Annotated in this window: 13 protein-coding genes and 1 pseudogene; 6 read left to right on the top strand and 8 right to left on the bottom strand. The window is 55.9% G+C overall.

The features are described from left to right. Nucleotides 1-55: 55 nt before the first annotated feature. Both AU509_RS14460 and AU509_RS14455 read right to left on the bottom strand, forming a co-directional pair. Nucleotides 56-856 (bottom strand): pyrroline-5-carboxylate reductase family protein, encoded by an 801-nt coding sequence (locus AU509_RS14460; RefSeq protein ID WP_094118670.1) that lies wholly within the window; start codon nucleotides 854-856, stop codon nucleotides 56-58. A 408-nt stretch (nucleotides 857-1,264) separates the two neighbouring features. Next, entirely contained in the window at nucleotides 1,265-1,975 is a 711-nt protein-coding gene (locus AU509_RS14455; protein ID WP_244201011.1) for a GntR family transcriptional regulator, read from the bottom strand. A 677-nt stretch (nucleotides 1,976-2,652) separates the two neighbouring features. Here AU509_RS14455 and AU509_RS14450 point away from each other — a divergent pair. The 6 genes and pseudogenes from AU509_RS14450 to AU509_RS18790 all read left to right on the top strand — a co-directional run bounded on the left by AU509_RS14450 (nucleotide 2,653) and on the right by AU509_RS18790 (nucleotide 7,077). Beyond that, nucleotides 2,653-3,765, top strand: coding sequence for an ABC transporter substrate-binding protein (locus AU509_RS14450; RefSeq protein ID WP_094118668.1), 1,113 nt, complete (start codon nucleotides 2,653-2,655; stop codon nucleotides 3,763-3,765). 45 nt (nucleotides 3,766-3,810) lie between these two features. Then, nucleotides 3,811-4,704 (top strand): branched-chain amino acid ABC transporter permease, encoded by an 894-nt coding sequence (locus tag AU509_RS14445; RefSeq protein ID WP_094118667.1) that lies wholly within the window; start codon nucleotides 3,811-3,813, stop codon nucleotides 4,702-4,704. Further along, a pseudogene (locus AU509_RS14440) lies at nucleotides 4,697-5,586 on the top strand (branched-chain amino acid ABC transporter permease). The gene AU509_RS14445 and the pseudogene AU509_RS14440 overlap by 8 nt, the downstream one beginning before the upstream one ends. After that, nucleotides 5,583-6,362, top strand: coding sequence for an ABC transporter ATP-binding protein (locus tag AU509_RS14435; RefSeq protein ID WP_094118666.1), 780 nt, complete (start codon nucleotides 5,583-5,585; stop codon nucleotides 6,360-6,362). The pseudogene AU509_RS14440 and the gene AU509_RS14435 overlap by 4 nt, the downstream one beginning before the upstream one ends. Further along, nucleotides 6,359-6,808: an ATP-binding cassette domain-containing protein gene (locus tag AU509_RS18795; RefSeq protein ID WP_254901593.1), complete on the top strand. Its 450-nt coding sequence runs from the start codon at nucleotides 6,359-6,361 to the stop codon at nucleotides 6,806-6,808. Before AU509_RS14435 ends, AU509_RS18795 begins: the two co-directional genes overlap by 4 nt. Continuing rightward, nucleotides 6,808-7,077 (top strand): ATP-binding cassette domain-containing protein, encoded by a 270-nt coding sequence (locus AU509_RS18790; RefSeq protein ID WP_254901592.1) that lies wholly within the window; start codon nucleotides 6,808-6,810, stop codon nucleotides 7,075-7,077. The genes AU509_RS18795 and AU509_RS18790 overlap by 1 nt, the downstream gene beginning before the upstream one ends. A 122-nt stretch (nucleotides 7,078-7,199) precedes the next feature. On the opposite strand, the gene AU509_RS14425 is transcribed toward AU509_RS18790, so the two are convergent. The 6 genes from AU509_RS14425 to osmY all read right to left on the bottom strand — a co-directional run bounded on the left by AU509_RS14425 (nucleotide 7,200) and on the right by osmY (nucleotide 12,647). Continuing rightward, a complete protein-coding gene (locus AU509_RS14425) occupies nucleotides 7,200-7,952 on the bottom strand; it encodes an SDR family oxidoreductase (protein WP_094118665.1) in 753 nt (250 codons plus the stop codon). Nucleotides 7,953-7,983: 31 nt separating this feature from the next. Continuing rightward, nucleotides 7,984-8,706, bottom strand: a complete 723-nt coding sequence (locus AU509_RS14420) for a 4'-phosphopantetheinyl transferase family protein (RefSeq protein WP_094118664.1) — start codon at nucleotides 8,704-8,706, stop codon at nucleotides 7,984-7,986. Between the two features lie 90 nt (nucleotides 8,707-8,796). Then, entirely contained in the window at nucleotides 8,797-10,074 is a 1,278-nt protein-coding gene (locus AU509_RS14415) for a NupC/NupG family nucleoside CNT transporter (RefSeq protein ID WP_094118663.1), read from the bottom strand. Between the two features lie 428 nt (nucleotides 10,075-10,502). Then, on the bottom strand, nucleotides 10,503-11,327 hold the full coding sequence (locus AU509_RS14410) for a TatD family hydrolase (protein WP_085653132.1): 825 nt from the start codon (nucleotides 11,325-11,327) through the stop codon (nucleotides 10,503-10,505). Between the two features lie 291 nt (nucleotides 11,328-11,618). Beyond that, on the bottom strand, nucleotides 11,619-11,780 hold the full coding sequence (locus tag AU509_RS14405; protein ID WP_085653131.1) for a DUF1328 domain-containing protein: 162 nt from the start codon (nucleotides 11,778-11,780) through the stop codon (nucleotides 11,619-11,621). Between the two features lie 249 nt (nucleotides 11,781-12,029). Continuing rightward, a complete protein-coding gene (osmY, locus tag AU509_RS14400; RefSeq protein WP_094118662.1) occupies nucleotides 12,030-12,647 on the bottom strand; it encodes a molecular chaperone OsmY in 618 nt (205 codons plus the stop codon). Nucleotides 12,648-12,814 lie beyond the last annotated feature (167 nt).

The following is a 12,814-nucleotide window of genomic DNA, read 5'->3' as shown; positions in this document are numbered from 1 at the left end:
CGCTTCGGCACGGTATTCATTATTAGGAATGTCCTCGCGGGACCGGGCGTGTCGCTTATGATTTCGCCAGTTCAGTGGTGCGTTTGACCGCCGCCAGCACGCTACGCTGCAGCCCGGCGGCAAAGTCGCTGTTGTTCAACTCGTACAGACCATGCATACCAACACCCGCCGGCGAGTTATTGATGTCCAGCAGCTGGCGCGGATGTTTGCCGCTGATATTGAGCATCGCGACCGCACCGACCAGATTTTCATAGGCGACCTGCGTCGCCTGTTGGCGTGGCAACCCGGCCAAGACACCGGCATCGACCAGCGACTCGATGAAATAATAGACGTAGTTAGGACCCGCGACGCCGAAGCCGGTAAAAATATCCAGCAGCCGCTCTTCCAGTAGCATCACCTTGCCAAAGCTTTCGAGGAATTCGCAGAGCGGCGCTTCTTCGACCTGTGAGTTCAGCACCGCGCCGCTGTAACCGTAGCCGGTATCCGTCAGCGTATTCGGGATCACGCGCGCAATGGGGCGTGTTTCGCCGAGCTGTTCGGTCAGGGTCGCCAGCGTGACGCCAGCGATGATGGACACCACTGTCGCCTCGGGTGCCGCGTGCTGACAGATGCGAGCAGACACCGCGGCGATATCATCCTGCGGGCGAACGCCCACCACGATGTAGTCGGCTGCAGCCAGCGCGGCATCCCCACTCAGGGATGATGTCAGCTGGTAACGTTCCGTGAGCGTGGCGATCCGTGAGGCGTCGATATCCTCCAGCGTCACAGCATCACGCGCCAACTTGCCGCTGTTCAGCGCCGCCCGAATAATGGCTTCCGCCATTTGCCCTGCCCCGATAAAGTGAATTTGACTCATGATTTTCCCCTAAAAATGACGTAACAGATTCTGTGTGATTAACGGGCGCGTGGCCCGAAGCGGCCCGATTCCCTTTTTACCCGACCGCAGACAGGGCTCGGCAACATCCGCCAACGTCGTCTAATGGCCCAGAACGTTGCCCATTCAAACGGTCTTTCGGTCATCCAGTGAAGCGGTGCTTTGTTTTGCGCGGTATCACTGTTTGGCGCGCGCCGCTTTCTCAGCAAAGAGACACGCCCATCGTCAACGACGTGGGCACCAATAAGCTAAACGAAAGCATCAACTTTTCTTTTGTGGCTATTTCATGGCCGCGATAGTTCTGCGATGGAATAAAGCAAGACCGCTTATCTTTGTATATTTTGGCGCATCACCCCTAAAGGCGCTTTATTCGGGATGTTCCCGCAGAGATTATTTAAAATGATCTAATTTTCCGAAATAAATACGCGCCAGCCCTTCTTTTGTTACCGCGATAGCGTGATCGGCGCTGAGCGAAACATGTTTTTCCATTAGCGCCGCGCCGCGTTCAATATCACGCTGACGCAACGCATCGATAATACCGATATGTTCATCGTAGGCATTATTACGACGGCTGGGCGTTTCCAGATCGATTCGGCGGAAAAAGCGGATCAGGGAGTTCAAACTCTCAAGCGTTTCGTACAGTCGACGGTTACGCGTGATGCGGGCAATAGCCAGATGAAAAGCTTCATCGTCCTCAGCCACTTTGGTCCAATCCGAGATGGTTTCCGGGTCTGGAAGCGCCCGGCAGCTCTCTTCCCAAATCGCCGCCGTTTGTTCTATTTCTTCCTCGCTGGCCCGCTGGCAAGCCAGTCGGAATGCAGCCTGTTCGACAATCGCGCGCATTTCATAGAGGTCGTGTACACCTTCGGGCGTAATGTCGCGAGAGTAAAAACCGCGGTTGGGGACGAAGCTCATAAAGCCATCCTGCGCCAGACGATTCAGCGCCTCCCGGACCGGCGTGCGAGATACGCCCAGACGCGCAGCCAGCTCAACTTCGTTAATTCTTTCGCCCGGTTTAAAGTGATAATCGATCGCCAGCGCTTTCACCGCTTCATACACTTTTTCCACGCTGTCCGCACTGCGCACTGTTTTCGAACTCACCGGCACGTTATTTCCTCTCGACAGCCGACACGGGGTTGGCACGGGATTTTAATGATTCATTACCGTATTCGGGGATGAGCGCCCTATTAAGTACGGCGTAAATGAGCTTAATTGAATTGATAACATGCCTGAATTCATAACACAACGGCGATGTGCATACACCTCTATCCACACCTAAAACCAAGAATGAAAATACAATCCCAACCTTGTTAATAACGAGAAACAGAAAATAAGGCGATAATGATGAAACAATGAAATCTTGCACAACGGTGAATCTACATGCACCAATCTGAAGCAATTTCGTACAGAACAACGGTTTTATTCCATCTATTTATTATCTATTCGTATTCCGTATAAATAATAAAGGTCCCGTTTCTCTCTTTGAATTTATAACGTGACTCCTTGTTATTACTGTAAATATTATTTATCCGAAAGAAAAATGGCTTCCCGCTTTCCCGCCGAAGCTCGTTTTTCGACCGGGGTGGCATAGCAATTGCTCCAACGTTTCTGGCAAAGTGTATTCACTTCATCATTCACTATGTCATTCACTTGGTGAAGCCCCGGATTGCGGGGTGTTCCGCCCTGACGGTGGCAGTCTCAAAATATTAATAACAACGCCAGGGATGAAGCCCACTACAGCTCCGCCTTATTGATGATTCCGACCAGGAGAAACAGGTATGACCGTGCATTTTCGTCAGGCTTTCTTAGCTTCAGCGCTGCTCGGCGGCGCACTCTTCGGCGCCACCCTGCCCGCACAAGCGGATGTGACCATCGGCGCTATTCTGCCGCTGACCGGCGTCAGCGCCACTATCGGCGAAGACATGCGTCGGGGAATCGAATTAGCCGTGGATCAGGTTAACGCGCACGGCGGCGTTAACGGTCAGAAACTGGCTGTGATTATTGAGGATTCCGCGGGTAGTCCGGTCACCGCGCTTGATGCCGTACGCAAACTGACGCAGGTCAACAACGTGCCGCTGGTCGCCGGGGAGTTCTCCTCCAGCGTCACCCTCCCTGTCGGGCAATATCTGGTGAAAAATCAGCGCGTGCATATCAATATCACCTCTTCCAGCACCGATATGCGCAACGTGGGTAAATACTCCTATAGCGTGATCGGCCTGGCCGACCTGGCGACGCGATTCTCCGCCAAAGACGTGTATGAGATGGGCTACCGCAAAGTGGCGTTCGTCGCCCCCAATGGCGCCTACGGCCAGAGCATGCTGGATCAGTTCAATAAAGATTTTCAGGCGCTGGGCGGCAAAGTCGTCGCCAAAATGCTCTACACCGGCGGCCAGTCCTCCTACCGCCGCGAGCTAAGCCAGCTCTCACGCGCCAAACCGGACGCCTACGTCTACACCACCTACGGTCAGGATGCGGTGGTGCTCAACCGCGAATCCTACGAGCTGGGTTTGAACAAAACGCCGTGGTACGGCATGTATCTGACCATGAGCACCGCCAACACGCCGGCAGAGTACATTGAAGGCCGAGTGGGGATGGAAGTCGCCGGTACTGGCGATCAGGGGCAAGGTTACATTGACCGGTTTAAACAGCGCTATGGTACTGCGCCGCAGTCCGCCTACAGCAGCTATGCCTACGACAGCATCACGCTGGCCGCCGCCGCGATCAACAAAGCGGGCAACGCCGACCCGGCAGCATTGCAGGCAGCCATGCAGAGCATCGCGCCGCATTTTGACGGCGTGACCGGACCGCTGAATCTCGGCGCCGATAACCAGCGCCAGACCCAGCCGTACAAAAAGGTCAAAGTCGTTAACGGTATTCAGGAACTGCGCTAAGCGTTAGTGGGCGTTCGCGCCCCGGTTCCCTTTCAGGAAGAGTCTATGCTTCAGTTCATTCTCGATACCTTGCTCCGCACTGCGGACCTGGCGCCCATCGCGCTCGGCCTGAGTCTGGTTTACGGGCTGGTGCGGTTCGCCAACGTGGCGCACGTGCAATATGCGATGGTGGGTTCCTTCATGACGGCCGCGCTGCTGCGGATCGGCTGTCCGTTCCTGCTGGCTATCCTACTGGCTAGCGTACTGACCGGTGCGATGGCGACGCTGCTGCATCATGGGATCTTTCGTCGCCTGGCGCAGTCCGGGCCGGCAAGCGCCATGATCGGATCGCTGGCCGTATCGATGATCCTGATCGCCCTGATTCTGGGGATCGCCGGATCGTCGCCCGTCAGCTACAACCTGCCGCTCAGTCCGACGATCTCGCTGGCCGATAGCTTCGTTTCCCGTAACCAACTGTGGACGCTGGGCGTCACAATGGTGTTGCTGGTCGCCTTCGGCGCGCTGCTGTTCTATACCTCGCTCGGACGCTCCATTCGGGCTCTGGCGAGCAACCGCGATCTGGCCGCCGCATCGGGCCTGAACGCCGATGCGCTGGTGCATACCGTCAATTTCATCGCCGGTACGCTGGCAGGACTCGGCGGCTCCATGCTGGCGCTTAACTCCAGTGCCTATGTTAATCAGGGCAGCGATCTGCTGCTGCCGATTCTGGCCGCCGCCATTCTGGGCGGGCTGGGTAATCCGCTAGGCGCCGTCTTCGGCGCGCTGCTGATTGCGGCTACCGAAACGCTGGTCACTAACCTCGACTTCGGCTGGCTATTCGGCAGTGAACTGGTGTTCATCCCCGTCACCTACATCAATGCGGCGTCGTTCGTCATTCTGCTGCTGGCGCTGCTGCTGCGTCCTTACGGCCTGTTTAACCGGGAGGTGCGCCGTGTCTGATTTCCTGCTCCATCTTATTAGCATCACCGGCATCTACGCCTGATTGCGCTTGCGCTGAATATCCAGGCGGGCTACGCTGGACTGCTCAACTTCGGCCATATCGCCTTTGTCGGTATCGGCGCTTACTCCGCCGGAATTGGCGCTCGGTTGGGGCTTTCTTTTGTCGAAGCCAGCGCGTTCGGCATGGCGCTTTCCCTGTTGATCGGCGCAGGCATGTCGGTGCTGGGCCGCCAGCTGGCAGCGGATTACTGGGGAATTGCCACCCTGGCCGTCGCCGAGATCATTCGCACGATCGCGATCAATGAAGACTTGCTGACCGGCGGCGCGCAAGGACTGGGCAACATCGTCCCAGCATGGTCCACCGGCTCTACGCAGGGCGACGGACTGATTTTCGCCGTGGTGATCCTGTTGTCCGTCGCGTTGGTGGCAATCATCTCCCATCGGTTGGGTAAAAGCCGCTTCGGCCGGGCGCTACGTCTGATGCGCGAACAGCCTCAGCTGGCGACATGCATGGGCTATCACCTGCAATGGCTGAAATGCCGCACGCTGATGTGCAGCGCGGCGATCGCCACCGCCGCGGGGATCCTGATGGCCTATTACACCAGTTACGTTAGCCCCGATTACCTTCTGCCCTCCGAAACCTTCCTGATCTGGAGCATGGTGATGATCGGCGGTATCGGCAATGTCGCGGGCGTGCTCTTGGGCGTTCTGGTCGTCGAATGCCTGTATACCTTCATTCCTTTCGCCAAAGACCTGTTTAATATCGGTTCCGATATCACCGGCGCGCTGCGTCTGGGCACGGTCGGCGTTATTCTGCTGGCCTGCCTGCTGTGGCGTTCCGGCGGATTGCTGCCTGAAAAATTAAGGAAGGTGCCGTCATGACGCCACTGATGCAGATCGAGAATGTCAGTAAAGCCTTCGGCGGTAACCGCGTACTCGAGGGCGTCAACGTTACCCTGCATCAAGGAGAGATCCTCGGTCTGCTGGGGCCAAACGGGTCAGGAAAAAGTACGCTGCTGAATGCGATTTCAGGATTCACCCCGATAGATGGCGGCGCTATTCACGTCGCCGGGCAACGTATCGATAAGTTGCCGACGCATCGCATCATTCAGTCCGGTGTTGCACGCACTTTCCAGCTCCCCGCTATGCCGCAAAAAATGACGGTGATGGAAGTGGTGATGACGGCGGGCACGCGGCATCACGGTTTCTGGAGCAGTCTGCTGTCGCTACCGGCGACTCGACGCGCCGAACAGGCAGACCGCGCCAAAGCGCAGGCGTTGATTGACGCGCTGCTGCTTAATCCCGTCCGCGACCTGCCCGCCGCAGCGCTGTCCGGCGGTCAAAAAAAGCTGCTGGGCATCGCCTGTGCGCTGATGGGCGATCCGCAGATTCTGATGCTGGACGAGCCGATGGCTGGCGTTCACCCCAACCTGCGACGGGATATTGTGGAGACGCTACTACGTTTGAATCGCGAGGGGCTGTCGCTGGTGATTATTGAACACGATATGCACTTCATTCGCGAGCTGTGCCAGCGCTGTATCGTACTGGATCGCGGGCACATCGTCGCCAGTTGCCATCCGGACGAGTTGGCGAATAATCAGCAGGTGCTGGACGCTTATCTGGGCCGCAGCGCCCAGACTCAACAGGAGGCCGTATGATTACGTTGCACGACGTCGTGGCTGGCTATACCCCCGGCATCGACATCCTTCAGGGCATCTCCCTGCAGGTGGATAACGCGGAAATCGTCACGCTGCTCGGCCCCAACGGCTGTGGTAAGTCAACCTTGTTGAAATGCATCGCGGGCTACCTGACGCCACGCGGCGGGCAGATTCTGTTGGACGATCGTGACGTGGGCAGAATCCCGATCCATCGCAAAGTTCGTGAGTGCTCACTTGGCTTTGTGCCCCAGACGGACAACGTCTTCAACAACCTGACTATCAAGGAAAATTTGCAAACCGGCGGTCAGTTTCTGCCGGACAGACAGCGCCGACAGCGAATGGAAGAGCTGTGCGAACGCTATCCGTTGCTGCGCAAGAAATGGCGCGCAACGGCATCGGCGCTTTCCGGCGGGGAGCGTCAGATATTGGCGCTGACTCGCGCCTGATGCCCCGGCCCGCAACCCTGCTGCTGGACGAGCCTTCCGCCGGGCTCTCGCCCAAAATGCTGACGGATGTCTTCGACGCCATTCAGGCAATTCGTCGGGAAGAGAACGTAGCGATATTGATGGTGGAACAGAATGCCATGGAAGCCCTGCATATCTCAGACCGGGCCTATGTGCTGGCGTTGGGAAAAGTCGCACTGACAGGCAACGCGAGCGAGCTGCTCAACGATCCACGTATGCGAGAGCTGTATCTGGGCGGACGCGCCGCGTAGCGTTCCTGAAACAGGCTGATGATGTAAGGCTCATAAGTAAGTGAGCATTCACTAAAAAAAACAGGCGGAACCGAAGTTCCGCCTGTTTTGCATCTCTTTTTCGAATAACGGCTTTCGCGAGGTCACTCCGCCTCTGGCGAATTGAAAGCCTGAAGCAGCGCGTCGTAGCCCTCACTGCGCGGCGCGTCACGCAGCGGACGAGCCCGCGCGACGACAATCTCCTCTGACTCGGGATTCGCCTGCAACAATGCCATCGTCTCATTGATAAACACGTCCAGCGGCATCGCCCGCGGATCGTGCCCTTGCTCACCCTGCAAACCTGTCTGCACCCAAGGCGGGATCACCTCTATGACCTGCACCGCGGTATCGCGCAGCTGAAAACGCAGCGATTGCGTATAAGAGTGCAGCGCGGCTTTACTCGCGCAGTACGTTGGCGTGGCCGCCTGCGGCATAAACGCCAGTTCGGACGTCACGTTAAGGATCGCCGCACGGGGTTGCTGAAGCAGATGCGGCAACAAAGCGGTGGTCAGGTAAATCGGCCCCAACAGATTGGTGGATATCGTCTCCTGCACCGTCTGCCAGTCACGTTCGGTCACCTTTTCCCGCCGCTGGATTCCTGCGTTATTGATCACGCCATTCAACGTGGGAAAACGCGCCGTCAGCTGCTGGACGAAAGCCGCCACGCCGTCCGGAGAACGCTGGTCAAGCGCGAGATACGCCATGCCCGGATGGGCAGAGGCGACCTCGCGCAAACGGGAGACGTCGCGCCCGGCAATGACGATCTGGTTGCCCGCGCGATGAAAGGCTTCCGCCAGTCCGCGACCTATCCCAGAACCACCGCCGGTGATTAGCAACGTGTTCCCCGTCATCTTCATCGTCGACTTCCTTCGAGCGTGCCGTTATCCATTATTGGTGATAAATAAACGTGATCACATCCTGCTCTCGCAGTTGATACGTCCCGCTAAAGCGCCGCCCCCTCGGGAAGTCGGGCGACAGGTCGCACAACAGTTCCAGAGTGAAGGTGTGCCGGACGCTGTCCAGCGTCACAAGTTTGACATCCAGAAAATCAAAATAGTGTTTCACCTGCGGATACAGCGCCTTGTACAAACTCTCCTTGGCGGAGAACGCCAGCGTCAGCAACGTCGAGAAACGACCGGGGAACGTCTCATGCAACCAGTCGAACTCTTCATCGTTGATGATCCCCGGCCACAGGCTGTTCGCCCGCTCCTCGCTCATGACCGTCTCGACATCCAATCCGACGTAGGAGGCCGTATCCTGACGCATATGGGCCGCGCAGAGCGCGCAGTCTGCGTTATGGCTCAACGACCCAACGATAAAGTCGGGCCACTGCGGCGAACGATCCTCGCCGTTTTTCAATGTGTATCGCTCAACCCCCAGGCGTTCGAGCACCCGGCGGGCGAGATGACGTCCGGCCAGATACTCAGCCCGACGCTTAGGCACTGAGCGTGCAATTTCTGCTGTAAAAGGAATCCCTGCGCGAAAGAACAAATCATCACGATAAGTCCGCAGGGAAAAATGACAGCGCGCCCCTACCCCAGGGTAAATAGCGTCGCTGTCAGCCTGGCGGAACGTAACCCACTCGATATCTTCTATAAAAACAGAAAGCATATTCTTTAACTCTTCAAGCGGAACATAGCGCATGTGCCACTAGTTCACAGTACAGAGAAGCAGCGGCGCTACCTCCCTGTAAAACACGACTCACAAAGCCAGAAAGAAACCGGCGATACTGGCGCTCATCAGATTCGATAGCGTCCCTGCCGCAATGGCTTTCATTCCGAAGCGGGCAATGTCCGGACGTCTATTCGGCGCCATGCTGCCCAAACCGCCAATGAGAATGGCAATAGAGGACAAATTGGCGAAGCCGCACAGTGCAAAAGAGACAATCGCTTTCGTGTGTGTAGACAGTACCTGTAAACCGGAGGCCGCAACCACATCGTCAGGTTTGAGGTAGGAGCTCAAATTCAAATAGGCCACAAATTCATTAACAACCAGCTTCTGACCGATGAATGAACCTGCCACCGTTGCTTCACTCCACGGCACACCGATCAGGAATGCCACAGGTGCAAAAATCCAGCCAAGAACCAGCTCCAGAGACAGCTGCGGATAATCGAACCAGCCGCCAACACCGCTGAGGATACCGTTAAGTAAAGCAATCAAAGCGATAAAAGCCAGTAACATTGCGCCAACATTTAGCGCCAATTGCAAACCTGACGCCGCACCGCCCGCCGCCGCGTCGATGACATTGCTCGGTTTTTGTTCTTCACCGTCGAAATGTTGAACCGTATCACGGTCATGCGTCTGTTCCGTTTCCGGCATGATCAGCTTGGCAAACAGCAGGCTGCCCGGCGCGGCCATAAAGGAAGCGGCGATCAGATACTCCAGCGGCACGCCCATCTGCGCATAGCCCGCAAGAACGGAAACGGAGATAGAGGCCAGCCCGCCGCACATGACGGCAAAGAGTTCGGACTGCGTCATGCCCGCAATGTAGGGACGCACCACCAATGGCGCCTCGGTCATGCCGACAAAGATATTCGCGGTGGCGGAGAGAGATTCGGTGCGCGACGTCCGCAACAGCAGCTGTAGGCTGCCGCCCAGCAGACGAACGACCCACTGCATGATGCCGAGGTAATACAGCACCGCGATAAGGGAAGAGAAGAACACAATCATCGGCAGTACCCGCAGCGCAAAGACAAAACCGCCGCCGCCGAAGATCTCGAACATTTTATCCGAGGCCAGGCCACCGAACATAAAAGCGATCCCGTCATTGCCATAGCCGATGACGTTACCTACGCCGGAAGTGATACTGGCAAGAACCTGTCGGCCCAGGGGAACATATAGCGCCAATACGCCAATACAGATCTGGATCAAAAAAGCGCCGACAACCGTGCGAACGTTTATTGCCTTACGGTTATTAGACAGCATGATTCCGACCAGGATGAGTACGGCCATCCCCACCAGACTCATTAATATTTCCATGGAAAATCCCTTTAGTAGAGAAAGTAATAAATAAGAAAGCCTATGCTACTGCCAGGGTGCGCCCCTTCTCTTTAGAAAACTTAACAAACGAAGAAGTTGGGCGATAAAAGGCCTATCGGCAGCAACCAACGATGCATACAACATTAAATGAATAAAAACGTCAAATATTCTGAAATATTGTATATTTTGGGATAAAAGTGCATTATTTCTCCTCTTTCTACCCACTATTCATCACGTTACCTATTGTCATAAAACAATAAAACGTCATCTAACGGCAGTGGGTAGAGTGGGTCAGAAGAAGAAAATGGATAAGTCTGGCGGGAAGAAAAAAGGACTATTCCGGCATTATCGAACCGGATGTTAATTTTTTTATCATTGATAACATGTGATTAGGATTTACCCATCGTTCTAACGCGCCGATTATTCGTTCAAATTTGAAATAAACGTCGCGAATTCGCCGCCAGGGCCGTGACGAGCTCCATCGGCATTTCCTTCCGCAGTTCACACAACGACGCAAATACGTCGCGTATACGTTCCGGCCGATTGGGCGAACCCTGATGACCCGATACGGGCATATCCGGCGCATCCGTTTCCAACAGCAGGAATTCCAACGGCAATTTCGCTATCGTTTGACGTGTTTTGCTGGCGCGCGGATAGGTGATAGTGCCGCCAACGCCGATATAAAAACCCAGCCGGATAAACACCATCGCCTGCTCATAGCTACCTGAAAAACCGTGCACCACGCCCGTGCGCGGCAGAGGGCACCGCCGAAGTATCGCCGCCAAACGATCATGTGTCCGCCGGGAGTGCAGGATCACCGGCAGATCGTGACGACGAGCCAGCGCCAGCTGTTCGCCGAGAAAATGGCACTGGCGATCGAACTGGGGATTATCCATATAGAGATCCAACCCCATCTCGCCGACCGCGACTACGCCTTCCCGATGCGACTGCAACCGGGCGTCCAGCAACGCTAAATCCTTTTCGTCATGACGATCGATATATAACGGATGCAATCCCAGCGCCGCATGCAGGCCAGGCCAACGTTGGGAGAGTTGAAGGATAAGATCGAAGTGATGGGCGTCCACCGCGGGAATGATGATATCGGTGATGCCCGCGTCCTGAGCGCGTCGCACGCTGTCAGACTCGTCATTCAAAAACAAAGGAACGTCAAAATGGCAGTGGGTATCTATCAGCGGACCCGGCGCGTCAGAGCGCAGGTCGGTCTGGCTGGCGGTCAGTTCAAAACCCGGCATAAGCAAATACGACCTCCATGCGGAATGAGAGGCTGTGAGGATAGCAGTTACTCGCCCATCGCGACATGTGCCTGCAACAGACCGGGCCACCGGCCTTATATCGAATGGGAGCCGCCATGAACGCAGCGCAAGGCGTCGCCCCGAGGGATGACGCGAAAAGACAGGCGAGCCTTTCCGTTAAATACAAAACCGGCCCGCACATCCTTGTGGATGCCGGGCCGGCGGTTGATAGACGTGATACAGCACAGACTCCACATTCACGTCCTTAGCGACACCTACAGACTGCTATCGCTATGGACGCCTGCGTCCCATGAAGAGACTGATCAGGAATAGAATGATACCGATCACGAAGACGATTTTAGCTGCACTCGCCGCGACACCCGCCAGTCCGCCGAAACCCAGCGCGGCGGCGATCAGCGCGACAATCAGAAAAATAATACCCCAACGAAACATACGCTCTCCTTCAATATCGGGTGATTAAAGTGATGTTGTTGCAGCCAGCGTCTTAGAACGCAACGCGGCTATCCGACGGGGCAGAACCATGAGCCCGAAACCGCGCTCATTGGTCTGATGGCGCCGAAGCCGCCCTGAGCGAAGATACCGTCGGTGAGTCGTCCTGACAGGCGCGGCGGCGAGATAGCCGCCGCGCAGATGTGATCGCGGGTTACCCGAGGAACGGCATAACCCGGAGTCGGAGCTGAATTAGGATTTCACCGTCAGGTCATTCTTGACGCTTTTGACCCCTTCAACAGCCTTGGCCAAACTTTCCGCCTGAGCAGACTGTGCCGCCGTCGATACCTGACCGGTCAGCTGCACAATGCCGTCATGCGTTTCAACTTTGATGTGGCGAGACGGAACGATGCTGTCCGCCAGGAATTTCGCTTTGACTTTGCTGGTGGTTACCGTATCTCCGGCATAAGCGCCGACTGTCTGGGAACCTTTTTCATCTTTGACCTGCAGCTTATCGCTGACGGACTTCACGCCCTCGGTCTTGCTCGCGATGCTGACCGCGTGCGCGGAAAGATCCTGGCTTGCGACAAAACCGCTCAGGGTTACGACGCCTTTAGATGTCGCGACGGAGATGTCTCCGCTATCAATGGTTTTATCTTCCAGCAGCGCGCTTTTCACTTTTGCGGTGACCGTGCTGTCATCCAGATAATTCCCTGCAGAAGTCATGGAGCTATCGACTTTCTGTCCGGTGGTATCGGCCACGTTCTTCACTTTCTGGCTGAACGTTTCTTCTGCCATCGCCTGACCGCCCAGCAACATAGTACCCAGAACAACGGCCATTACTGATTGTGCAATCTTGGTCTTTTTCATCTAGATCTTCCTTTTTGTTGCCACTACCACTGTTCCACTGCACGGGATGTGCTCATAAAGAGTCAATCACGGGGCTAGCGCATCGTAGCCGGCATCGGCTACCGAATAGATTGTCATGCCGTAAATTACCAACACTTCAATACAACCCGCTGCCTCTCGTTAAATTA

Source organism: Lonsdalea britannica (genome assembly GCF_002111595.1).
Taxonomy (GTDB): Bacteria; Pseudomonadota; Gammaproteobacteria; order Enterobacterales; family Enterobacteriaceae; genus Lonsdalea; species Lonsdalea britannica.
The sequence above is the reverse complement of the archived record's forward strand: the minus strand, read 5'-3'. Positions and strand labels throughout refer to the sequence as shown.